Annotated in this window: 19 protein-coding genes; 1 reads left to right on the top strand and 18 read right to left on the bottom strand. The window is 44.1% G+C overall.

The features are described 5' to 3' along the window. Window positions 1-58 precede the first annotated feature (58 nt). From ACXAJH_RS10280 to ACXAJH_RS10235, 10 genes are all read right to left on the bottom strand, one after another. Window positions 59-1,231, bottom strand: a complete 1,173-nt coding sequence (locus ACXAJH_RS10280; protein WP_474993815.1) for a glycosyltransferase family 4 protein — start codon at window positions 1,229-1,231, stop codon at window positions 59-61. Between the two features lie 12 nt (window positions 1,232-1,243). Then, on the bottom strand, window positions 1,244-2,140 hold the full coding sequence (locus ACXAJH_RS10275; RefSeq protein WP_474993814.1) for an ATP-grasp fold amidoligase family protein: 897 nt from the start codon (window positions 2,138-2,140) through the stop codon (window positions 1,244-1,246). A 14-nt stretch (window positions 2,141-2,154) separates the two neighbouring features. Continuing rightward, on the bottom strand, window positions 2,155-3,246 hold the full coding sequence (locus ACXAJH_RS10270; RefSeq protein WP_474993812.1) for a glycosyltransferase family 4 protein: 1,092 nt from the start codon (window positions 3,244-3,246) through the stop codon (window positions 2,155-2,157). 11 nt (window positions 3,247-3,257) lie between these two features. Continuing rightward, on the bottom strand, window positions 3,258-4,145 hold the full coding sequence (locus ACXAJH_RS10265) for an NAD-dependent epimerase/dehydratase family protein (protein ID WP_474993810.1): 888 nt from the start codon (window positions 4,143-4,145) through the stop codon (window positions 3,258-3,260). A 31-nt stretch (window positions 4,146-4,176) separates the two neighbouring features. Further along, complete coding sequence (locus ACXAJH_RS10260; protein ID WP_474993808.1) at window positions 4,177-4,800, bottom strand: sugar transferase; 624 nt, start codon at window positions 4,798-4,800, stop codon at window positions 4,177-4,179. 293 nt (window positions 4,801-5,093) lie between these two features. After that, window positions 5,094-5,975: a UTP--glucose-1-phosphate uridylyltransferase GalU gene (gene galU, locus ACXAJH_RS10255; protein ID WP_474993806.1), complete on the bottom strand. Its 882-nt coding sequence runs from the start codon at window positions 5,973-5,975 to the stop codon at window positions 5,094-5,096. 13 nt (window positions 5,976-5,988) lie between these two features. Continuing rightward, a complete protein-coding gene (locus ACXAJH_RS10250; protein ID WP_474993804.1) occupies window positions 5,989-7,854 on the bottom strand; it encodes a polysaccharide biosynthesis protein in 1,866 nt (621 codons plus the stop codon). Window positions 7,855-8,223: 369 nt separating this feature from the next. Then, complete coding sequence (locus tag ACXAJH_RS10245) at window positions 8,224-8,997, bottom strand: tyrosine-protein phosphatase (protein WP_474993802.1); 774 nt, start codon at window positions 8,995-8,997, stop codon at window positions 8,224-8,226. 187 nt (window positions 8,998-9,184) lie between these two features. Continuing rightward, entirely contained in the window at window positions 9,185-9,886 is a 702-nt protein-coding gene (locus tag ACXAJH_RS10240) for a CpsD/CapB family tyrosine-protein kinase (RefSeq protein ID WP_474993800.1), read from the bottom strand. Then, a complete protein-coding gene (locus tag ACXAJH_RS10235) occupies window positions 9,876-10,640 on the bottom strand; it encodes a YveK family protein (protein ID WP_474993798.1) in 765 nt (254 codons plus the stop codon). The genes ACXAJH_RS10240 and ACXAJH_RS10235 overlap by 11 nt, the downstream gene beginning before the upstream one ends. Before the next feature lie 282 nt (window positions 10,641-10,922). Here ACXAJH_RS10235 and ACXAJH_RS10230 point away from each other — a divergent pair, with 282 nt between their 5' ends. Beyond that, window positions 10,923-12,959, top strand: a complete 2,037-nt coding sequence (locus ACXAJH_RS10230) for an InlB B-repeat-containing protein (protein WP_474993797.1) — start codon at window positions 10,923-10,925, stop codon at window positions 12,957-12,959. Between the two features lie 246 nt (window positions 12,960-13,205). Here ACXAJH_RS10230 and ACXAJH_RS10225 read toward each other — a convergent pair whose 3' ends face one another. From ACXAJH_RS10225 to ACXAJH_RS10190, 8 genes are all read right to left on the bottom strand, one after another. Beyond that, on the bottom strand, window positions 13,206-13,658 hold the full coding sequence (locus tag ACXAJH_RS10225; RefSeq protein WP_474993795.1) for an RDD family protein: 453 nt from the start codon (window positions 13,656-13,658) through the stop codon (window positions 13,206-13,208). A 414-nt stretch (window positions 13,659-14,072) separates the two neighbouring features. After that, window positions 14,073-15,485, bottom strand: a complete 1,413-nt coding sequence (gene gndA, locus ACXAJH_RS10220) for an NADP-dependent phosphogluconate dehydrogenase (protein ID WP_160836548.1) — start codon at window positions 15,483-15,485, stop codon at window positions 14,073-14,075. Between the two features lie 31 nt (window positions 15,486-15,516). Next, window positions 15,517-16,968 carry a glucose-6-phosphate dehydrogenase gene (gene zwf / locus ACXAJH_RS10215; RefSeq protein WP_474994128.1) on the bottom strand — a complete coding sequence of 484 codons (1,452 nt, stop codon included), beginning with the start codon at window positions 16,966-16,968 and terminating at the stop codon, window positions 15,517-15,519. Between the two features lie 208 nt (window positions 16,969-17,176). Further along, window positions 17,177-18,268: a glycosyltransferase gene (locus ACXAJH_RS10210; protein ID WP_474993793.1), complete on the bottom strand. Its 1,092-nt coding sequence runs from the start codon at window positions 18,266-18,268 to the stop codon at window positions 17,177-17,179. Window positions 18,269-18,283: 15 nt separating this feature from the next. Then, entirely contained in the window at window positions 18,284-19,726 is a 1,443-nt protein-coding gene (locus ACXAJH_RS10205) for an O-antigen ligase family protein (RefSeq protein ID WP_474969651.1), read from the bottom strand. A gap of 25 nt (window positions 19,727-19,751) precedes the next feature. Then, the gene (locus tag ACXAJH_RS10200; protein ID WP_474993791.1) at window positions 19,752-20,639 is read right to left on the bottom strand and encodes a PIG-L deacetylase family protein; all 888 of its coding nucleotides are present in this window, start codon (window positions 20,637-20,639) and stop codon (window positions 19,752-19,754) included. Then, a complete protein-coding gene (gene murJ, locus ACXAJH_RS10195) occupies window positions 20,636-22,162 on the bottom strand; it encodes a murein biosynthesis integral membrane protein MurJ (RefSeq protein WP_474993789.1) in 1,527 nt (508 codons plus the stop codon). The genes ACXAJH_RS10200 and murJ overlap by 4 nt, the downstream gene beginning before the upstream one ends. A 539-nt stretch (window positions 22,163-22,701) precedes the next feature. Then, window positions 22,702-25,068 (bottom strand): cell wall-binding repeat-containing protein, encoded by a 2,367-nt coding sequence (locus ACXAJH_RS10190; RefSeq protein ID WP_474993788.1) that lies wholly within the window; start codon window positions 25,066-25,068, stop codon window positions 22,702-22,704. Window positions 25,069-25,091: the final 23 nt, after the last annotated feature.

Genomic DNA, 25,091 nt, shown 5'->3' with positions numbered 1-25,091 from the left:
CCTTATTTCAAAAACATAAATGTAATCCGCCACAAGATATGGATTGCTGTTTATGTCTTTATGAATTTTCTTTAAACCTTTGAAAGAAATACCTTCTCCGCTCATCAATAATAGTTTTATCGTATTTTTTTGCTTCTTCATAATTTCGCTTAGATTGATATTCCATAGTTTTTCCGGTGAAACTATTTATTATTTCGCATATTTCATAAACATTATTACTTGTGTTACTAAATATAAAACCTTCTTCTAACAATTCAGGTATCCCCGCCGTCCTTGCCCCAAAAGCAGGCACACCTCTACTCATCGCTTCAATTAGTGCACGTGGTAAGCCTTCTTGACGACTTGGTTGAGTATACAAATCAATTTTTTCTAACCACCCGAATACATCTTTATGTACCATTGGACCTAAGAATTTAACCTGATCAAGCACATCATGTTCTTTTGCGATGGATTTTAAATATGTTTGATCTCCTGCTCCTACAAGTTGATACTCAATGTTTGTAATCCCTTGTTTCTTTAGTTTACCTAATGCTTTAATTATATATTGTTGACCTTTATATCTTATATTTACAGATGCGGTAGTTCCGATTATGAGTTTGCTGTTTTTACTTCTCCTTTGTATTTTTTCTCTTCTTTTTTTAAGAATATCATCATCAAATTTTGTTAATGCCACATTAGAACAATTCACATTTTCACCTTTAGTAGGATACCTATCCTGTAAAAAGTTATTTGTAACATATACTACATACTTAGCATTCCAAACTCTTTTTTTTGTTGACCAATACATTAAAGGTGCAACAAACTTACCCAGGATACTATGATTCCAAAAAGCATCCCAAGGGCATGCTACAACTTCTACTAAACAGGGTTTATTTTGCTTTTTCGCTTCATCGTATGCAATAAAACCAATTAAACTTGGAAATCTAACAACAATAAAATCTGAAACTTCAACTGCTTCTTTTATTTTTTTTCTACTTTCTTTTTTTTTAAATATAGCTCCTTTAACACTTGACATATTAGGGATATCTATAACATGAAATGGAGAAATTGATATTTTAGACAATTTTGTCCCAGCTTGGTTTATAGAAACTCCTTTAGTTCGTATAGCTACTGATAATTCATTAGCAATAGCATAATATCTTTTAAACATTTCATCATTATGGGCTATCCCATAATAATTTTCATCGCTATCTACTCTTAAAGGACCATCATGGCAAAATAAAACTCTCATTTCTTAACTCCTCTATACTACCATTTTGTTGACAGGGAATAATTCACCTAAAATATAATCAAATTCGTCTGGCTCGAACACTTGGTAGCCTGATGTATCATAGAATGTAAGCTCACCAAAGTAAATTTGCCCATTTATATTATACAAGTCCACTCTCACATGCGGGAAATCGGCAGACAGTTTTTCTGCTATTTCACACATTAATTCAAAATTTTCAGGCCTCTCTATTTCAGTGGTTATCTTATTTACATCATTCCTGCAGTAGGGAAGCTGCTCAAACTTCATGTTGAAAATTCCATTTTTAGGGTCTCCGGATGATGTATCCGTAGCCACTTTGATATATGAGCACTTCCCATCAAAACAATAAAATTTGTAATCAATGAGACCATTACCGTCAGGTACATCCAAAAACTCTTCACAGATTATTTTTGGCTTAATATCATAATAAGCCCATTCTCTTCCAGCTTTGGCGGTTCGTTTAGTAATCCAGTGATCCAATGTTTTCTTTGTATCTTCTAATTGAAGCGCACTTTTATCATGGCATATAATATTCGTATGACTTCCATTATTAGTTTTAAATATAAATTTATTCGGTAAATCCTTGAAGTTTATTTCTGCAGCACTTTCATATACTCCATGTAAAGGGATTAATATATGTTGTAAATTTTTTGAAGCCACGTAATCTCTAACCTCATACTTATCCGCACATTTAGTCATTAAGGGATCCCGGTAGTATAATTTATACCATTGTATTTTCTCATTAAATCTTTTCGGTTCTTTCAATTTTAAGTTTCTACCCGTTTTAATCCAATACTGGATATAAATCATCATCTTATCCGGAATAAATTCTGTTAAACCTAATATATTCATTCTAAGTTTTTCACTTTGGAATATCTTTTTGTAATTCACCTGTGATCACCTTTTTACTCATGGATTAAATTCATATACTCTTTAATAACTATTTGTCTATTAAATTTGTTTGCTACCCTGGTTCTCCCAGCTAATCCCATTAATCGTTTTTCTTCGAAGCTTAAATTTATTACTTTCATAGCTTTTTCAGTTAAATTATCAGCATTTCCTGTCTCGAATAAATAACCAGTCTCACTCTCTATAATCACATCGTTAGATCCGTTTATATTTGAGGCTAAACATATTCTTCCTGTAGCTGCGGATTCTAAAAGAACATTAGGAATTCCTTCACCACCGTGAGAAGGTAGTACAGTACAATGACACTTCTGTACCCACGACTGGATGTCTTTCTGAAACCCTAAATACCTTATTAGTCCACTTGAATGGTAATGATTTATGATTCCTTTATATTTTTCCTCTTCAATAAAACCAGCTATATAAAAATTTGTGTTTGGATATATTGCCTTTATATTTTTAGCACATTGCAAGTACTCATCTATACCTTTTAATGTCATGATTCTTCCAATAAATATAAAGTTAACTGTTTCATCACTAGGAAGGTTATGCACTTCATATTGGTCTAAATTAACACCTGATCCAGGGAGCATGGAATAATTATCTTTCACCATTTTATTATTAACGAAGAAATCCCTATCACCTTTATTTTGGAAAAAAACTTTATAAGATCTTTTCAAAGATATCTTATACAATATTTTAGCTATCATACTTAAAAAGGTTTCTTTCATAAATGTAGCACCCGTACCAGTTACATTACTAACCTGTTTATTACTAGTTATATTGGAAGCAATAGAACCATATATGTTGGGTTTTATCGTATACGAGAAAACATAATCCGGATCCACTTCCTTCATTATTTTTACATACTTTATCAGTAATTTCGAGTCGCTAACAGGGTTAATCCCGCGCCTATCAACATGTGTCTCTATAATCTTACATCCCATATTACTAAAATAAACATTATCTTTCGATTTTGGCATGGATATAATAACTTCATTACCATCTGAAATCAAGGTTTTTATGAGTTCTTTCCTAAAGTTATAGAGGGTAATAAAGTGATTTGAAAGTATCAGTATTCTTTTCCCCAATTCACATTCACCTACTGCTTGTTAAGATATTCTGTTACTTCTCTTGCTATACCTTGCTCAAAAGGTTCTGGAGTGAAATCAATATCCGAACTTGCTTCACTATGAGAAAAGCTACGGTCTTCACTCATCCGTTGTACCCTTTCAACATAATCAATTTTACCAAAAGTGATTACTTTTATAATTTTCGCAAGTAATATACCAAACGTTAACGGGAAACTAATAAATTTTGTTTTCTTATTTAATAATTTACTTATTAACCTAAAGGCATCTATCATTTGTATAGGTTTTTCACCTGATAAAATATACTCGTTTTTAGCTTTATCAGAGGGGAGCATCAGAATTTTATAGTATGCTTTACCAAGATCTCTAGCATTAACAGGTTGTATAAGGCTCTTTCCTTGATTTATGACAGGAAAAATTCTAAACGTATCTACCATTTTTATGAATTTACTCATATTCTTATCATATATATCTCCATATATCATGGTAGGACGCAAAATTGTCATTTGTATATTATTTTCGGATACTATGTCTCTGATTTTCTCTTCAATAATCTCGTATTCTTCAGATGCTATTCTGAACTTTGAATATATCCCTGTCGTATGTACACAAATTGCTCTTGAGACATTGTTGCTAATAGCTGCATTTAATATATGTAGTGTGTATCTAATATTAACGATGTGGACAATTGTGTCTACTCCTTTCATACATTTATCCAAAAATCCTTCGTCTTCTAAATCTCCAACAACCTTTTCAACGTTTAGTCCGCTATTATCTAAAAGTGAAGTCTTCGAATTTTCTCTAACAATACAACGGATTTTCCCTTCATAATTATTTTTTTTAAGTTCTCTTAGGAAAAATTCCCCTGTGTGACCTGTTATTCCAGTAACTAATAGCATATCTTTCCCCCATTTAAATAAGGTTCAATTATTATGATCCAGAGTTTTTTTCGTCAGTTTTCTTTTCGTTACTTATGCTTCCTTCTCTGACGCCTTCACTTTTTGCCACACTAATAAAAGTTCCAAAAAAACATTTTACATCCATGGAAAAACTTATATTCTTAGCGTATTCACCATCTAACATGGCTTTTTCTTCAATAGAAATTTCATCTCTTCCTTTAATCTGGGCCCAACCAGTTAAACCAGCAGGAACATTATTTGCACCATATTTATCCCGTTCATATATTAAATCATCTTGATTCCATAGGGCGGGTCTTGGACCAATAATACTCATTTGACCTATTAATATGTTCCATATTTGAGGTAGTTCATCCAAAGAGGTCTTCCTGAGAAATTTTCCAACCGTAGTTATGTATTGTTCTGGATCATTTAGTAAATGTGTAGGTGTATCTTTAGGTGTATCTATTTTCATAGTTCTAAATTTCAAAATATGAAAATGATTCTTACTCAAGCCGACACGTTTTTGTTTAAATAATACAGGCCCTCTAGAATCAATTTTTATACTTAAAATAAGGATTACTAGAATTGGAGACAATAAAATAAGACCAGTTAGTGAAAGAAAAACATCAATTAATCTCTTTATTTTTAAATACATAATTAGAGTGCTCCTTATATATCGTTTACTATTTTAGGATTTAATTCACGCTAAACCTTTATCTTGAATTAAATTCTAAAATAGTAAGATAGAATAACAATGAAATGTTATAATAATTTTCATTTAAGGCTTAAATAGCTATCTTACTAATACAAGGTAAAGTAATTAAGGCCTTTTTTCATTCAATTTAAAAGGTAATGTATACTATAGAGGCATCTCGTTTTTTTAAAGAGATGCCCCTACAATAAATAAGGTCATATGTGACATAAGTGCATTAAGCTACACAAATACTCTTAATTTTTAACTATAGAACCATCTACTAGCTCTTTCATATATTCAAGTACGTCATCTCTCAAGTCCTCACGGTCAAGTGCTAGTTCTAAAGTTGTTTTGACAAAACCTAGTTTTTCACCAACATCATATCTTTTACCTTCAAAGTCATATGAAAATACGCGTTGTATCTGGTTTAAGTTTTGGATTGCATCAGTCAGTTGGACTTCCCCACCTGCTCCTTTTTCCTGTTTATCAAGGAACATAAAAATTTCGGGTGTTAGAATATAACGACCCATGATAGCTAAATTAGAGGGAGCTGTTCCTTGCTTAGGCTTTTCAACAAATTTATTTACTTGATAACGCCGACCTTCCTTTTCTTGCGGATCAATAATTCCATATCTATGAGTCTCCTCATCTGGAACAGATTGCACACCAATAACTGAAGAAAGAGTATCTTCATATTGATCCATTAATTGTCTTAGACAGGGCTTTTCTGCTTGAACGATGTCATCACCTAGTAATACAGCAAACGGTTCATCACCAATAAATTTCCTAGCACACCAAACTGCGTGACCGAGCCCTTTTGGTTCTTTTTGGCGAATAAAATGAATTTCTACATTGGATGTCGCATTAACCTTTTCAAGTAGGTCAAACTTCTCTTTCTGCATTAAATTATCTTCAAGCTCAAAATTTTTATCAAAGTGATCCTCAATAGCACGTTTCCCTTTTCCCGTAACAATGATAATATCCTCAATCCCAGATTCAATTGCCTCTTCCACTATGTATTGTATTGTAGGCTTATCGACAATCGGCAACATCTCTTTTGGCATAGCTTTGGTTGCTGGTAGAAACCTAGTACCTAATCCTGCTGCTGGAATGATTGCTTTTTTTACTTTCTTCATACCAAACTCCCCCTTATAACACTTCTTCCGTAATTTTCTTACTAGCTGGAATTTTATTATTAGCCAAGTCAATCACATATTCTTTTAAATCTTCAACGCTGCTATCAAGATGGTGCTCAACCAAATACTCAACGAGCTGGTAATCAAATTCGACTGTCTTTCCGATGAAGATTTTCGGAAACACCGGTTTCTTATTAACTTCCTTATCACTCAAAAGCTCTTCATACATCTTCTCGCCAGGACGAATGCCATTAAACTGAACCGGAATCTGACCCTCAGAGAAACCGGAGAGCTGAATTAAATTTTTTGCAAGGTCTACAATTTTTACGGGTTCCCCCATGTCGAGCACAAACACTTCTCCACCTCGAGCAAGAGCGCCTGCTTGCAGGACTAACCTTGATGCTTCTGGAATCGTCATAAAATATCTGGTCATATCAGGATGAGTGACAGTGACGGGTCCCCCAGCAGCAATTTGTTTTTTAAAGAGAGGAATAACGCTTCCACGACTTCCAAGTACATTTCCGAATCGTACAGCAACAAATTTTGTCTTACTTTTTCTTCCAAGGTTCTGAACAACCATTTCTGCAATACGCTTCGTAGATCCCATCACGTTTGGCGGATTAACTGCTTTGTCTGTGGAAACGAGAACAAAAGATTTCACCCCTGCCTGATGAGCAGCTTCAGCAACATTCTTTGTGCCAATAACGTTGTTCTTCACCGCTTCTTTCGGGTTAGCTTCCATTAGTGGTACATGTTTATGAGCGGCTGCGTGATAAATATAAGATGGAGCGTAGTCTTGTACGATTTGGAAAATACGCTCTCGATCCTGAACATCTGCAATAACGGTCTCAAGTTCTGTATCAATATCGTACTGTTTTAATTCCATATGGATTGTATAAATGCTGTTTTCACCGTGACCGAGTAAAATAAGGCGTTCCGGCCCGAATTTAATAAGCTGTCGACATATTTCAGAACCTATACTACCTCCGGCACCTGTGACCATTACGGTCTGCCCTTTGACTTCTGATTCGATGGAATTTATATCGAGTTCGACAGGCTCACGACCTAGAAGGTCTTCGATCTGCACGTCTCGGATTTGATTAACAGACACATTACCCATGGCAATATCTTCAATCATCGGTAAAGTTTGTACATTCTTCACCACTTGTTTTGACTCCGTAATGATTTCTTTAATTCGATTATTATCAACAGAAGGCATAGCAAGGACAATATGGTTTACTTGATAATCACTTGAGATTTGTTTGATTGCATTTGTACTCCCTAACACAGGAAGAGTAGCAACTGTCAAGTGATGCATCGTGAAATCATCATCTACAAACCCTACAAGTTCATTTTCCACTTCATTGGAATTCATCATCTGCCTAGCAAGCATTCTGCCCGCAGAGCCTGCTCCAATAATTAAAGTCCGTTGATGGTTAGGGTCCTTTTTAATAATTCGCGCCTTTTTAAATTTGGGATTGATTGTAAACCCGTAGGTCTTATAATATTGCCACGCGAACCGGACTCCACCAATAAGTAAGATATGTAACATCCAAGTAACAACAAGGGCTCTTTCATAAATAGCACCGAAGGAAATTAGCTGAATGAAAGCAGCAGTAATTATTGATAAAGTAACAACAGATATAATACCTATAAGTTCCTCTGTACTTGCATAACGCCATTTCTTCTTATACATACCAAAAATACTGGAAAATAAATGATGACTTACTAACAGCGATAAGGATAACACCAACATAATTCCATCAAAAACGGCCACATATGGATTAAGGAAAAAATGGGACATATAGATGGAGAAGGAAACAATGAGTGAATCTATCAATATCAATAAAAGAAGCCTTCTTTTATATGCTGTGGTCAATGAACTTCCTCCTTTTTAAATTGTCTTTGAGTCAGGGCTTTTTCATGTTCTCTATGTAAGCTGTATAACTTTTTTTAGTTTCATATTTGGTATACCAAATGGTCTTCCTAATCGATATTAGAAGCTTTTTCAACAAAGGCCATCTTTTTAATAAATGTTATACAACCCTGATAATTCCCACAAATGTAACTCTTTTGTAACAAACTTGATTGTACCATTTTCCACCATTCAAAAGAAGACCTGTGACGCAGATTTTTACATAACTTTTATATAAAATGTAAAAGTTTGTTATGAATGCGCTTTCGATATAATTCAAAAGAAGAAAAAGGACACAAGTAAGATAGTTCAATGTGCCCTTTTTGCATTATATCAACGGTTAAATACACCTAAAAATTTAGATTTTTTAATATGCTTAGGTGGCTCAGATGCTAACACTTTCCCTTCAAGCACATCTTCTGCATTTTCCATTAATAAATAAACCATATCATTTCCAAACTTTTTATTAATCGCTTCATACGCCTCTTTCATACAGAAACCCCGGGTCTTTGTATTATGAGCATCTGAGGCTATTAGATGAGCGAGATTAGCTTCCAGAAGCTGCTCTGAAAACTTCTTGATTTTCTTCCCAAAATTTCCACAGAGACTGCCGGCGGTGACTTGAGTATAGGCACCCTTTTTCACAAAAGAATACAAAAGATCTGGATTTTCTATGAGCTGTTTATTACGCTCCGGATGGACGATGACAGGGCTGTACCCGGCTACCTGAAGATCAAAGAAAAGCTGTTCAGCATAACGCGGAACAGAACTGGATGGGAATTCTACCAGGACGTACTTTGTCTTATCATCTATAGCTAGGATTTCATCAGCTTCTAGTCCTTGGACCATTTCACCATAGATACGGTTTTCCTGACCGGGAAGCACTTCTAAATCAATGCCCTGCTCCTGAAATGTTCGGTTCAGTTCAGCCACTTGAATCAAAATATCATGTTTATAATTATCATACGCACCATTTTTATGGTGTGGCGTCGCTACAATCGTTGTAATTCCATCGGCGACTGCTGCTTCGGCCATCTGTATACTTTCTTCTATCGTTTGAGCACCATCATCTACACCAGGCAGAATATGACTGTGAATATCAATCATGGTAAACTCCCCTTTCTTATTCCAACCTATCAAACTAGTTTTTTATAAACTAACGCCGATTATATCAAGAATAAGCATGGATATGAAGAACAAGGTAATGACAATTGTTATAATTTTGTAGATTTATGTGACTGAAGTTATATCTGGTGAGACTAATAAAAAAAGAAGGTCTTAGACCCTCCCTTTTTTATTGCCCATAATAATAGTAGTAGTTGCTCGACTTAATATCCTGGTCGTTCAATACAACACCGAGGATATTGGCCTGGGACTGTTCCAATTGTTCTTTTGCCTTCAACGCAGAATCTTTCTCTGTCTGTTTACTGCGTACAACGAGAAGGACTCCATCAACAAAGTTTCCAAGCACCTGGGAATCGGTGACGGCATGAACCGGTGGTGTATCAAAAATGATCATGTCATATGTCTGTTTGGCTTCTTCAATGAATACTCTCATTTTGTTGGAACCAAGCAGTTCAGATGGGTTTGGTGGAATCGGGCCGCATGTAATGACATCAAGCTTATTTAAGTCTGTATGACTCGCAATTTCAGATACTTTCTGAGCACCAATCAAATAGTTGCTCAAACCAATCGTATTCGGTACACGGAACGTATAGTGAATGGTAGGTTTTCGTAAATCTGCATCTACCAATAGCACCCTTTTCCCCTGCTGGGCAAAGACAACAGCCACGTTGGCTGTTGTGACTGACTTCCCTTCTGAAGGGTTGGCTGATGTGACAACCATTGTTTCCAAGTCTTTATCGACAGAAGTGAACTGAAGGTTCGTCCGGATGGTCCGGAACTGTTCGGCAATTGGAGATTTCGGATTGTTCTTTGTAACTAGATTCTTCGCTCTTGTATTTGTCGCTGTTGCTGCTTTCTTCTTACGTGCCAACAGATTCACCCCTCATTTCAGATACGCGGTTCTTTGACTTCCGTGCTTTCCCTAGATCCACCGTATCATCGGATGTGATCGTGGAAACGACACCCATAACCGGAAGGCCTAGTGCATCTTCGATATCCGTTTCAGACTTGATCGAGTTGTCGAGGTACTCCAGTAAGAAGGCAAGGCCGACACCAATCATTAACCCAACCACTAAAGCAATCGCAATGTTCAAAGCTGTATTCGGGCTTACCGGTGTTGGATTCGATCCCACCTCAGCTGTAGACAGAACATTAATGTTATCTACTCCGTTCATCAACTGCGGAATCTCCTGCTTAAATACTTCTACGGTCGTATTAGCAATATCAGCCGCCAACAACGCATTTTCATCCGTAGCGGTAACGTTCACAACCTGGGACTGTTCCGCATTTGAAACAGAAATCTTGTTAGATAGAGTTGATGCTGTCATATCAAGATTCAATTCATCGGCCACCTGGTCGAGAATTCTCGGACTTTGAATGATAACGTTGTATGTATTGATAAGTTCGACGTTCGAGCGTATCTCATTGATATCGTAAGCAGCACTCTGGTCTTGATTGCTGGACTGGTTCACAATAAACTGGGACGATGATTCATACGTTGGTGTCAGAACAAACAATGTAATTAAGGCACTGATGACCGCTGCTCCAGCTGCTAAGCCGACAATCAGCCACACTCTTTTTTTGATCACCTCGAAAATTTCTTTCAAGGAAATGGTCTCTTCCATTAATAAACCTCCAATATTTGTCGAATTTACAGATAGGAACATTATAGCACACTCTTATTCTTTCAAAGAGGGAGGATTGCGTATTTTTTCAAAATGTTAACAAACCTCTTGTACCACATCTTGTTAAAGTATCGGCATGACGCTATCCATTATTTAGAATTTTGTCGAAATTAGTTCAAATCACTTAATTTGAATGTTTATTATTCTGCTCTATTAGACAAATTAACGGGACATTTACCAAATCTTTCATCTGTTCCTGTATAATGAAGAGACATTTAACCTATGTATGAAGGAAAGGCGGGGAACCATTTGAACAAGAAAGTGCTCATCATTGCTGTCATCGCAGTGCTCGCTGTTGGTGCGGGAGTCTTTTTTACTATGAACGGCGTTGGCGCAAACTCTGTGGACAGTACATATGAAAAAGCCAAGGCGGCTCTGGAAGAGGAAAACTATGAAGAAGCCATTGACTTATATCAATCTGTATTAGAGAAAGACCCGGCATTTGTAGATGCAAGACTGGGACTTGCGGATGCTTTTGTCGCAGTAAAGAAATCCTCAAAAGCTGTAAAGACTTTGTCGGACGGGATCTATGAAACACCGGAAGAAGGAAAGCTGTATACAAAATCCTCCGACATCCAGCTTCAGCTGCAAGATGTAGAAAAAGCGTACAGCTTGTTAGAAAAAGGTATCAAATACAGTGAAAACGATGCAGATGCTGTCAAACAAGCCATGGAAACGTTGGAATCTCAAATTTCCATACAAACGGAAAGACCCCGTGTCCAGAAAGGCTATGAACGTGATCTGCAGTTAGCGTGGAAGAGTGAAGAAGGAAAGTTCATTCCTCTTGAGGCGCAGTGGACGAAGGAAGAAGACAGCCTTGGTGAACTGGTCACAGTTGAAGGCGTCACAGGGACGACTTTTTCTGCAGAAGAACTCGGTAAGGTAGTGGTTACTGCCGAGTGGGAATCCTACACGGAAGATATGGAAGTGGAAGTCGTAGATCAACTGTTGGATCGGGTTGAAGTGACACCGGAAGAAATCGAACCACTCGCGGTTGGAGAAACCCTCGACTTATCGGTGACCGGGTATGATGCGGCCGGAGAAGAAATGAACATCCAACCCGAATGGTCGATCGAAAAGCAGCTGTTTGAACTGGATGTGCAGCAGGATCAGACAGCCACTTTGACTGCAGTAGAAGAAGGTCAGGATGTACTGACCTTCCGCTTCGAAGATTTTGAAGAACAAATCGACATTTTTGTCGAAGGGTCATCTAAAATCATTCAAACAAAATCCCAGGGTCAGGGAACCGTTACGGTCTATCCTGATCAGGAAAGCTATAGTGTCGGCGAAGACATTACGATAGAGGCTCACCCGGCTCAAGGATATGAATTCGTCCGCTGGGAAAATGATCTTGATGGTGCAGTGAATCCAGTGAACCTGACAGTGGAAGACCATATGAATGTGACAGCTGTCTTTGAGCCTGTCAAACACACCTTGACGCTGGCTAAGACCGGAGAAGGCGAAATCGTCCGGGACACGTTGGAAACAGATTTTGAACACCTCGCTAAAGTGTCGCTTCGTGCCCGTGCCGCTGACGGCTGGGAATTCGATCACTGGGAAGGATCACTCACTGCAGAAACCTCCGATATCGTTGTATCGATGAATGAAGACAAAACGCTCCGTGCTGTTTTTACACAAGTGGATGAAGAAACAGACGAAGAGGAACCCGAGGAAGAGGAAGAAGAACAGACAGAAGCTGTAGAAACCTATTCCTTGAATGTGGCGATCAACGGCCAGGGGCGTATCCAGAAAAGTGCGTCTGGCAGCCAGTTCGAAGACGGAACGAACGTAAGCTTATCTGCAATCCCAGCGGATGGCTGGCGTTTCACCGGCTGGAGCGGGGATGCCAGTTCCTCCTCATCCTCCATCACGTTGAAGATGAACCGCAACAAGGTTGTGGCAGCGAACTTTGAAAGAAAATCCGCGCCTCAGCCGGAACCCGAACCTGATCCCGAACCAACACCTGAACCTGAACCTGAGCCGGAGCCAAAACCGGAACCTGAGCCAGAGAGATACTCTTTGACAATGTCGGTCATCGGTGAAGGAACGATTCAGGCGTCCAATAAAACGGTGAAGGCGGGACAGTCCATTTCTGTCACGGCCGTACCAGATGAAGGCTACACCTTCGTCCGCTGGGAAGGGGATGTCACAGGATCGAGCGCCAGCACGTCCGTAACGATGAACCGCAACAAACAGGTCAGTGCCGTGTTTGCAAAGAAAGCTGAGGAATCCGAAAGCACAGAAACAGAATCGGAATAAAAAACAGCTTTAGAACGAACCTCAGGCTGTTGAAGTCACGAGGAGCGTTCGGTGGTGACGCCTGCGGGAACAGCACGGACCGAAGATCCACTTGGGCAGATGGTCTTCCTGACCAAGTTAGCTGAGGCCGTGCCCGCGGCAAGCACCCATCGATAAGCGGAACGTGAATAATGATAAAAACACGTATAAGATAACACTTTTCCACAGTAGAAGGAGACGACCTCAGGTCGTCTCCTTTTTTTATGTTCAGATATTTGAGCTTTCAACCGCCTGACCTGCACTTGATGTTTCCGGTTCACGATGCGTCACATACGTGCCACCGATGAGATCATGGATGGCGCGCTTGTCTTCACGGATTCCGACCATGAACGCACTGACAATGACTCCAATGCCGAAAGTCACGGCGTAGACAATTCCACCGACAAACTCTCTCAATATCATCCGTCCGAATCCTACATCTGTGCCATCCTTTTTCACAATCCTTATACCGACGGCCTTTTTGCCTACTGTGTATCCGACCCATAGCGCAGGCAGAACGACGTAGTAGACGGTTGCAATAGAGTTAAAAGCAGTATTGTCCTGACTAAAACCTTGAAAAACGATAAAATTCAGGGCAGCAATGACAATACCTACTAAAAGTCCGTCAATAACCAATGCACCCAACCTCACCCCGAACCCTGCAGGCATCTTTTCATTCATACTCTCATCTCCCAACGTTTATATAGTTCTTCTATACCACAAAATGGCATTTTTACACATTTACACACCAAAACCCCGACGACGGGCGGGGCACTGAAAACTAAGGATATGTGAAAGGTATGGATCATTGACGGTCTAACATGGAAGCCCTCACTTTTATGTATTCTTTTCATAGTAAAAGAAAACCACTCTTTTTAAATGGGGCGCCGTTGATGCTACGCTGAGCTTTCGGTGGTGACGCCTGCGGGAACAGCACGAGCCGAAGATCCACTTGGACAGGTGGGATTCCTGACCAAGTTAGCTGAGGCCGGGCCCGCGGCAGGCACCCACCGATAAGCGGTACGTGGCCGTAAACTGCTAATAGTTTCTCGACAGCATAAAAAAACCCAGGCGCTTGGCCTGGGTTTTCGTTTATTAGATATTCATCCAATCCGTATGGAACGTTCCTTCTTTGTCGACACGCTTGTACGTGTGGGCACCGAAGTAGTCACGCTGCGCCTGAAGCAGGTTCGCAGGGAGTTTCTCTGTGCGGTAGCTGTCGTAGTAAGCAAGCGCACTGGAGAACGCCGGTACTGGAACACCGTTCTGGATCGCAAGTGCGATCGTTTCGCGGAGTTCTTTTTGATACGTTGTTGCGATGTCTGTGAAGTACGGGTCCAACAGCAGGTTGGACAGGTGGTCTTCACGGTCATACGCTTCCTTGATCTTCTGCAGGAACTGCGCACGGATGATGCAGCCGCCGCGGAAGTTCATGGCGATATCGCCGTACTGAAGATCCCAGCCCTTTTCTTCACTCATGGACTGCATCTGAGCGAATCCTTGCGCGTAGGAGCAGATTTTACTCATGTACAACGCTTTGCGGATCGATTCGATCGCTTCTTCCTTGTTGCCGGTGAAGTTCACTTCAGGACCGGTCAAGTACTTGCTTGCCTTCGCACGCTCTTCCTTCATTGCAGAGATGAAGCGGGCGAATACAGACTCGGTAATGATCGGAAGTGGTACACCTAAATCAAGGGCACTCTTACTCGTCCATTTTCCGGTTCCTTTTTGGCCGGCGGTATCGAGGATCACTTCAACCAACGGCTTGCCTGTTTCTTCGTCCACTTTGGTGAAGATGTCGGCCGTGATTTCGATCAGGTAGCTGTCCAGCTCGCCTTCGTTCCACTCCTTGAATACTTCGTGAAGCTCCTGAGCAGACAGGCCGAGGACGTTCTTCATAATGAAGTACGCTTCACAGATCAGCTGCATATCGCCGTACTCGATACCGTTGTGCACCATTTTCACATAGTGACCGGCACCGCCGAGTCCCATGTAGGCCGCACATGCTGTACCTTCAACGTTCGCTGCAATCGCATCAAAGATCGGCTGCACTTCTTTGTACGCTTCGATTGGTCCGCCAGGCATGATGGAAGGACCGCGGCGCGCGCCTTCCTCCCCGCCGGAGAAACCGGTTCCGATGAAGTGGATGCCTTTTTCTTCTAAGTAGGCGGCACGGCGCTCGGTATCTTCGTAATACGTGTTTCCGCCGTCGATCAGCATGTCGCCTTCATCAAGGTGAGGCACAAGGCTTTCGATCACTTTGTCGGTCGTTTCACCGGCTTTGACCATCATAAGGATTTTGCGTGGGGATTCCAAAGAAGCCACGAATTCCTCGGCACTGTAGGCTCCGCTGACGTTGCCGGTGTTTTCTTTGTTTTGGACGAGCTCATCGACACGGTCTGTCCAGTAGTCATACACTGATACTTTATATCCGTTATCTTGAATGTTCAGGGCAAGGTTCGCACCCATGACTCCTAAACCAATGACACCGATGTTCTGTTTCTCCATGTTTCAATCAGTCCCCTTCTCTATCCGTAATTTATACTTCCCACCAGGTATAGCCGTCTTCGTTCAGCAGTTTCTCGGCTGCTTCAGGTCCGTGGGATCCAGCGTTGTACGTGTGAAGCGGAAGCTCGTCGGCTTCGAAGGCCTCAAGAATCGGCTGAATCCACTGCCAGGAAAGCTCCACTTCGTTCCAGTGCGCAAAGTACGTCGCGTTTCCTGCCATGGCGTCATTCAACAGGTTTTCATACGCTTCCGGCTGCTCATCCAGGTTTTTCGTGAAGTTGACGTAGGCTGGTTCGAATTTCTCGTTGCCGTCATCCTTCAGGTTGACGCGCAGACCGATGCTTTCGTTCGGGTTGATTTCAATAAGAAGCAGGTTGGATGTAGCGCCTTCGGAATCCGGCTCATCCTCGACTTCGTTCTTGAACTCGATGATGATGCGGGTCGATTTCTGGCTAAGACGCTTTCCGGTACGAATGTAGAATGGAATGCCTTTCCAGTATTCGTTATCGATGTACAGACGGGCAGCGAAGTACGTGTCGTTGTTGGATCCTTCTTCGACACCATCTTCCTCGTGATAGCCGACAACGGACTGAGCGTCCACTTCGCCTGCTTCATACTGACCGCGGACGATATCCTGCTGGATATTGCCCTCATCAACCGGACGCAGTGCCTGCATGATCGCCGATTTCTTCTCTTCGATCTGCTTGGCGGACAGCTTTTCCGGGTGGTGAAGAGCGGTCATCATCACTAATTGTAACAAATGGTTCTGCACCATATCGCGGATCGCTCCGGATTTATCGTAATAACCCGCACGTGTACCGACACCGACGGTTTCACTGGCGGTAATCTGTACGTTGGCAATCTGGTCATGGTTCCACAAGGATTTCAGAATCGGGTTCGGACGGATCAACGATTCCAGGTTCTGCACCATCGGCTTGCCTAAGTAGTGGTCGATGCGGAAGATTTCTTCTTCATCGAACGCTTTTCTCAATTCAGCATTCAGGTGACGGGCGGTATGCAGGTCACTGCCGAACGGCTTCTCCACGATCAGCTTTTTCCAGCCGTCGGTTTCTGTGATGCCGCTCTTCTGAAGCGATGCCGTAATCGGCTCGACAAGGCTCGGCGCCACAGATAAGTAGAACAGACGGTTCTGTGGAATGGATTTCTCTGTTTCACGCTCTTCAATGAAAGCCTTCAAGTCGGCGTACGACTGTGGTTCCATTGCGTCAAAGATGAAGTAGCGGAAGCTTTCCAGAAACTCTTCCATATGGGAGGGATCCGCTTCTCTACGGGAGAACGTAGACAGCGACTCCTTGATGATTTCACGGAAGTCCTCCTGGGAATACGGCCGGCGGCCTAAGCCTACGACAGATAGAGAGGACGGCATTTTTCCTTCGACATATAAATTGTATAAAGCCGGATAGATTTTACGTTTGGCAAGATCGCCGCTGGCTCCGAATAATACGAAAGTCATATCATCCATAAGCTGAGCGGAATCGATTCCAAGCTGACTTTGGTTGCTTTGTTCGTCCATTTTCCTGTTACCTCCTGTTTCTCTGTACGATTCATTTACACCGCCTATAGTATAAAACATGTCAGAGGATTATGTAAGTAATCCACCTTAAACGAGGTGAAAGAAAAGGGAAGCCGTCGTCCGCTTCCCTTCCTTATGGTTCATCTAAACCGGCAGGCTATGCACGGTTGTAAAGATCAATGATTTCATTTAGCAGCCGCTCCGTATCGCTTTCCTCGGCTGCCTGTTCGCCGTTCTCGATCAGCCGCTTACGCAAGAGCTCATCCTCCATCACCCGCTGCAGGCCGGCCTGTAAGGAAGACACACTCTTCGGCTCAACGAGCACACCGTGATCATCCGCCAGCAGGTAGGAAAGACCACCGACATCGGACCCGACCACAGGGGTGTGGCACGACATCGCCTCAAGAGCGACGAGACCGAAGCCTTCGATGTAGGACGGCAGGGTGAACACATCCGCCGCTGCCATCCATGTGGCGACCGTCTGCTGGTCTTTCGGTCCGTGAAAATGAACGAGGGAGCTGTTTTCCTGCTGGACGCTCTCTTTCAATTCCTGGAGGTAACGTTCTTCTTTGACGCTTCCAACGAGGTGGAGCTCTACTTGTTTATTCTGCTTCTGGATGTTCTGTACGGCTTCCAGAAGCTCGGTGAGCCCTTTCGCCTTAATATGGTTGCCGACAAACAGGATGTGAAAATGATCCGGGTTCAGCCCGAGTTCTTTTTTCGCTTCGGTACTGTCGACCGGCTGGAAGACACGGCGGTCGACCCCCATATTAATGAGGGACACCTTGTTTTCCGCGACCCCAAAGCCGTCGATCACTTCCGATTTCAATGCCTTGCCCACAACGATGACGTGATCAGCTTCATGAAGGATCTTTTTCGTCAGCTTCTTGATCAGGCCGCTTTTTTTCGCCATCTGATCGAGATCACCGCCGTGGGAGGTGACGATCAGCTTCGTTTTGAACAGCTTCTTGAACAACAGTCCGGGCAGGCCGCTCGGGAAGATGTAGTGCGCATGCACGACATCATACGACCGCCCTTTCGTAATGAAGCGGGCAAGGATTTTCAAAAGCCAAATCACATACTTGCGGATGAGGCTGCCTTTCCCTCCGCGGTTATCACGGTTGACGGCGGTATCAACGGAGATCCCTTTTTCCTTCAGGGCCTCCACCTGATTTTTCACAAAAATGCCGTACGTCGGTGTGCGGTGACTCGGATACATGTTGCTGATGACGAGCACACGTTTACTCATAAGCGCCCTCCTCGATTAGAGGTCATATTCATGCTCCGGCCGCATATTCAAAAGGTAGCCGAGCATGGCGAAGTAGAAGATCGTGAACGAATCGCCTTCCCAGATGTTGTACACCATCCCGGCGGCATAGGCCGCAAGCAGAACAGCGAGGAGCACCGGACCGAGCAGCGTTTCGTTCCGCTTTTTCCAAATGTGGTACAGCATGTTCAGCAGGAAGATGGCGAATAAAATGACACCGACGGCCCCTGTCTGGGTGATGATCTGGATGTACTGGTTGTCCGAGAAGAACTCCCGTTCAATGCCGTAGTCATCGTAGATCGGTGAATCATAGCTCAATGTCGCCCCGTCCCCGAACGTAGCAAAGCCGGTCCCGATGATCGGATGATCGAGATAAATTTCAAAGCCTTTGCTGACAATCCAAATACGTCCGGACTGGCTCGACTGCTCACGTGTTTCTTTATCGATCGTTGAGCCGAGTCGGTCTTTGAAGCTTCCTTCACTGTCGTCATACTGCGACTGCTTCTCTTTCTTCTCTTTTCCGAAGTCGGTGTTCTCGACGATCGACGTTCCGATACTGACCGGCACAGCGATAAGAATTACACCGGCGGCGAGCGATATGAGCAGCGGCTTCAGGAAGTTCCACTTTCTTGCTACAACAACGTAAATCGCAAGCGCAAGCGCGAACGCGATCCATGTTCCACGTGAATACGTGAGACTCCAGACGCCGAACAGACAGGCAAGGGAAACGTAGGTGAGCCACAGCCATTTGCCTGTAAAACGGTTGCGGAAGTACATGATGATGATGATGGAAAAGGACAGGTAATACGCCAGCACGTTCGGGTTTCCTGTCATTCCGTAAATACGGATCCGATTCGTTGCGGACAGCGGCATATCCTGCCAGCTCTGCGGGAGAAAGACGCCGCGTAGGGACAGCTTTTCAACCATGCCGTGGATACAGATCAGGAAGGTCATGATCAGCGTCGTGAGAATAAACTTGTTGATGTCTTCCTTCGTGATGTGCAGCCTTCTTGCTATGTAGAACACGAGGTAAAACAGCAGGAAGCCGCGGATCTGGAAGATGATCGCTGTCAGGGATACACCGGTCAGGTACGCCGATACCGCTCCGACAATAAGGAAGCCGAAAAAGGCGTATTCAAACCAGTAGAACTGGAACAGCTTTTTTAAATCCTTGCGGTACATGAGTAGGACACGGAATAAAAGCGCAAAGATGATGATGTCGCCGATCCCTTTTAATGCCGGGTTGAATTCCAGCAGAAACGGGCGGATCGGGAAATACGTAAATAAGATCAGCAGCGAGTTCTTCGGCTTGAAGAGCGCGTAGCCGGCGAAGAACAGCATGATCAGTAGATCGATCACCGTGTTATCGAGAGCTGCGCCGATGAAGAAAAGCGCAAGCGCGACGAACACGAAGTATAGTTTTCTCCATGGGATAGGCATGGGGGACACCTCTTTTCTATGATGATTAGTTGATGGTTTTGCGGTACAAATCCTTCTTCATGGCGTAGTTTTTGAAAATCGCCCACAGCAGTGTATCGGTGCGGTTGACCTGCTTGAACTTCTCCGGGAAATCATAGCCCATCTGATCGAGCACATCGACGTGTTTCACGAAGTTGGATTTGTCCCATTCGATGAACGCCTCCGCAGTCTCTACAGGATCAGACGCCAGTTTTCCTTTGTAATGGTTCAGCTCCAGGAAGCCGTCAAAAGCGATGGCCTGGGAATCGAACACTTCCGTCGCCTCCACTTTCCTCTCATGCTGCTCGGACGTGTCGACGAGGCAGTTGATCGAATCCGGCGGGAAGGCACAGTTGATTTCATACATGCGGATTTTCGAGCGTACGTTATCCATCCGCTTCAGCGTATCGCTGAGCAGTTTGGCGGTGGCACTGTGATCGGTATGCGCATCAATAAACGGGGTCGTGTAGATGATGTCCGGGCTCAGGGTTTCGATCCTTTCCTTCAAGTATTGAATCGCATCCGGGGTGCTTGATACACCGCCGTCCGGAAGATTCAAGTAGGCGACGTCCGTCAGTCCGAGGATGCCTTTGACCTTGTCAATTTCCTGGCGGCGCTTGGCATTCAGCTCCTCCGCACTCATCTCCGAGACGCTGCTCGCTCCATCCGTGATGAACACACAATGGACCTCCGCTCCCTGATCGGCGTGCTGGCGGAGGGTACCGCCCGGCCCGATCGTTTCGTCGTCCATATGGGGGGCGAGGACGAGCACCTTCTGGACCGGTTCATTTTTCAGCGCCATCAGGTCTGCGTTATAGTGACGGCCGAGGATGAATTTCGTCATCGGTGCGTTGACCGGACGCACCGCGTTCATGAACAATTCTTTACGACTCATGACGTTGCTCCTTTCTTTTTCCGTTTCGTAACATTATGGAGTAGAAACATAAAGGCGTCCGACTTCATAACAAAAGCGGCTCCGACAAAGACAACCGCGCCGACAACGGCGACGATGATAATAATGAACAGGTTCGGCAGTCCTGAAATCAGCGGTTTGACCGCCAGGACGGCTCCCGTCATAAGCGCGGCTGCGGCTGTGATTTTCGAATAATCGATGAGGATGGACTTGAAGTTGAGTCCTCCGACAAGCTTTGTGAAAACGATGAGGCATGCCCCTGTATAGAAGAGCGCCATCACAGATGCCGCAAGCGGGATGCCGAGGTAGCCGAGCCATTCGGCAAATACGAAGTTAAAGACGACGTTCAATAAGATGGAACCGACACTGATCATGAGGATCAGGTGGCCCTTTTTCATAGTATAAAAGCCTTTGTTGATAATGTTGTTTAGACTGAAGAACAGGACGGAACCGAAGTAGAAATACGCAACCTGAGTCGTGGCTTCAGTCGCCTTGTTATCAAAGGCCCCGCCTTCATACAACAGCTCGATCAAGTTCGGCATCAAGAGCATCATGCCGATGATCGACGGCATCAACACGAGGTACATCGTTGTGAGCCCTTTTTCGATACCCTTTTTAAACTGCCCGGTATCGTTCGTTGTAATCGCTTTAGATAATAACGGGAAGATAATCGTCGCAATCGTCACCCCGAAGATCGCCTGCGGCATGTGCACGAAGTTCTTCGCCGTATTGATGTACATGACCGCTCCCTCGCCCTGGTAGCTGGCAAAGACCGAGCCGACAAGCAGGTTCACCTGGCCGACCATAACCGTCAGTCCTACAGGCAGGAAGATCCAGTAAAACTGGCGCACTTCCGGCCAGTCGAACTTCTCCTTCAGCGTCAACGACTTCTGAGGAACGACGATGAACGCCTTGAAGATGAGGGATAGGACGGTACCTACCGCATAACCGATCGCCAGCGAGTACACCCCGATCTGGTTGGCAAATAGGAATGCACCGGCAATCGAGCTTAAAATGACGATGATTTGAGAAACGATCGACAGGGAGAACTTGTTTTCCGCGTCAAAGAACGCCTCCAGCACCGAGTTCATGCCGACGAACGATATACACGCAAAGAAGATGACCGTCACCCAGATGGCGATCTGACTCGCTTCCGGACTGAAATCCGGATACAGGAGCGGAATCAGCACTGGTGCGATGGCCATTCCGATAATCGAAAGAACAAGAGCAAGTCCGGCCGTTCCTTTGAAGACCTGTCCCAGATGGGAGCGGCCGCGTTGTTCCTCCGCCGCCTGGATATAACTCGGAACGAGCGCATTCTTCATCCCGTTCTGCATGAATAAAATCAGCATATTCGGAATAATGAAGGCAGCCAGGTACGCATCCGCCACGTAGCTTGCCCCGAAGTAGTAGGCGATGACCATGTCCCGGATCAGTCCGGAGACCTTCAGGATCAGGGTGGCGCCGATAAACAGTATGCTCGCTAAGCCTAATTTAGATTTCACACAAATACCTCTTTCACGTTTGCTAAAATCAAACAAATTTCGCTATGTAACACTATAATCCATACTTGTTGATTTTACCATAACCTTAAACGAATCGTAATCGTCTAGTCATATCTTTTCCATATATGGGCAGAAGCTCATGCGACCTGAGTGGGGTGGGGGTTGGGGTGGATTGGCGGGGATGTGGGGGTTGTTGATCTTTTGTGGGATTCGTTGATATATGAGCGGAATAATCGATATACGCGGATAATCATTGATAAATGCGGAGAATAATTGATATATCCGCAGAATCATTGATATCGGCGAATTTTCGTTGATATGTGCTATGAAGGGCGGTGGCTGCGCAGGGGTGGCGACCGATATATTCGCAATAAGACCGATATAATGCGGATTTGACTGATGTATCCGCGGTTCGACCGATATCCGCGCAGAAAGACTGATAAACCCACCGCTCCGACCGATATCCGGCCGCAAACTTGACCATCAACGCAAAAAAACCGGCTGCTCCTCAAGAGAACAGCCGGTTTTCTTCTATTATATCAGCGGCGGATACTTTCCAGCTCCACCTCGGCCTCTTCGGAAATGGCAGCATTTCCGCCCAGGTAGTAGTTCTCCGGGCTGATCGGCAGATGGTTCAAGTAATTCTTCACGGTTGATGGTACGTTGTCTTTTCTCGTCAACAGAATCGGTGCTTCGTAGGAAGCGGCGAGCGGTGAGCCGGCAAGAGCATCGACGACTTCCTCCCCTTGGGCGAAGAACACCTCTTCCAGGCGGTGGTCGTTGAAGTACTTCTCGGCAATCTGCACGCTTGTGCTGTAGCGGTCAGGTCCGCTCACACGCTCGACCGTGTCGACGATACCTTTCAGCTGGTTCTCAACGGTCTGGTGGACAGCCCCTGTTCCGCCGACAATCGTCGCTTTTTCCACGCCGTTTTCACGGATGAAATTGATGACGTTGTCTTCAAGCTTGTACGGAAGTGTCAGAAGGATCGGTGTGTTCTCATCGCCGGCATATGGGGCGATGGAAAGGGCGTCCGTTGATGTTTCATCAGAGGTTGTGATGAAGATTTCATCGACGTTCACTTCATCCGCTACTTCGTCGGCAACTTCATAAGCGGTTTCGAAGCGGTTGGCTCCGGACAAGCGCTCGACATTCGAAGAGCCGTATTTCTGCTTCAGCTGGTTTTCAACAGAAGCGGAAACCGCTCCTTCACTGCCAAGAAGGTAAATCTTCGTCGGGTCCATACGTTCCAGTTCTTTTTCCACGGTTGCTGGAAGCTGGTCCGTCTGTGTCAAAAGAAGCGGAGAGTTGTGATAAGCGGCCAGTACACTTCCAGTCAGGGAGTCGATCGGCAGATCCCCGCGTCCGATCACTGCGACATTCGGTTCGTTCCAGTGCCAGCCGTAATTGGACAGGGCGGTACTTGTTTCATAACGGTTGATCCCGGAAAGACGGTAGCTGTCCGGCTCCTGTGTAGCAGACAGGTAGCTGGAGGCGACATAGCCGGTTTTCCCGCTTGTCGTTTTCACCGGGTACCATGCCCAGTGCTGGGTGTTGCTGTCATAGCCGACCGGGGCGCCGGTCACTGTGACCTGCTCGCCGCGTTTCAGGCTTGTGACAACTGTACTGTTTGGTGCTTTGCGCACATTTAGACTTCCTGCGGTTACGTATACTTTTTCCCCCGTACCGAAATCATGCTTCGTCGTATGAAGAGGTCCGGTTGTTTCCACGTTGCTTTCTTCAAAACGCATGATGCCGTCTTGATAAGGGTTCAGCTTGTGCGTCGGGAATGGGGTGACGTTAAACAATCCATAGTTGCGCATGCGGTCATAAATCTTTTCCTGATAGGCAATATACCCGTTCGTAATCGGGTTGTTACGCTCGGAAATGCCGTTATAAGCTAAAATAGCGAAATACCAGTTTTCAATCACATCACGGTCGCCGTCATTGACCGTAGGAATAAGATCGTAGTTGGCATAGTTCCACTTGGACTCAAGAATCTTCAGCCCTTCACGAATGTTGTAGCGGATATCAGTGGAAAGCTTGTACACTTCTTCTTTTCTTTCCTGGTCGTTCTCAATGAAGCGGTAGTCGGACACCTGCATGATGCCGATTCCGATACAGTCATAACCAAGCTTCAGGTTCGTTCCGTCCCAGGCAATTCCTCGTGTTTTTGAAGGCGTACAGGAATTTTGATAATGGGTGACAGGCGTGCGGCCCGGATCCCAGTACTGCTGCCAGCCACTTTCCTGATAGGCAATCGCTTTGACTATTTCCGGGGGAATATCGAAATTTTCGGCTTCTTCGGTCAAGATGCGGTTGATTTCGGCATAGCTCGGATTCTTATATTTTTCATTGACCGCGGCTTGAGATGTGACCGTGTTCTGCAGAGACATTTTTTCCTCTGTTTTCCCTTTCGTCACGTCACCGCCGGCAATCGTGAACGCATCTTCCGCCAGGGCTTCCGGCTCTGTATCGATGCTGTCTTCATCAAGAATCGGATATTGTATCATAAGTTCTTCTCCGGACAGTTCGAATGTCGAGCGGTCATAGGCTTCGGATTCGAACACTTTCTTTCCATTAGACAAGTTGTACGCATCAAAGAACAAACTTTGAGCTGACCCGTCGGCGCGATAAACGACAACGAGCGTTTCTTCAACAAGAATAAGATCCGTAATCGTGCTGAGCTGTGTCGTTTCTTCAAGCAGTTCTTTCCCTTCTTTGGTTACAGAAAGGTTCGTTTCAAGTTCTTTGTTTTCAACGTCAGCGGTCACAGAGTCATTGATTTCAAAGGAAGCTTCGCTCTCCTCGACGATCCATGTGTTGGAATCTTCTGCACTAACAAAGGCTGGGGCGGTCAGGTATGCCAATAGAAAAGCAGAAATGCAAGTTAATAGTCTCTTCACACTCATCCGTCCTTTTATCGTTT

The sequence above is a fragment of the Halobacillus sp. ABD4_316 genome (assembly GCF_056161385.1).
Note: the sequence above shows the minus strand (reverse complement) of the source record. Positions and strands in the feature narration are given on the sequence as shown.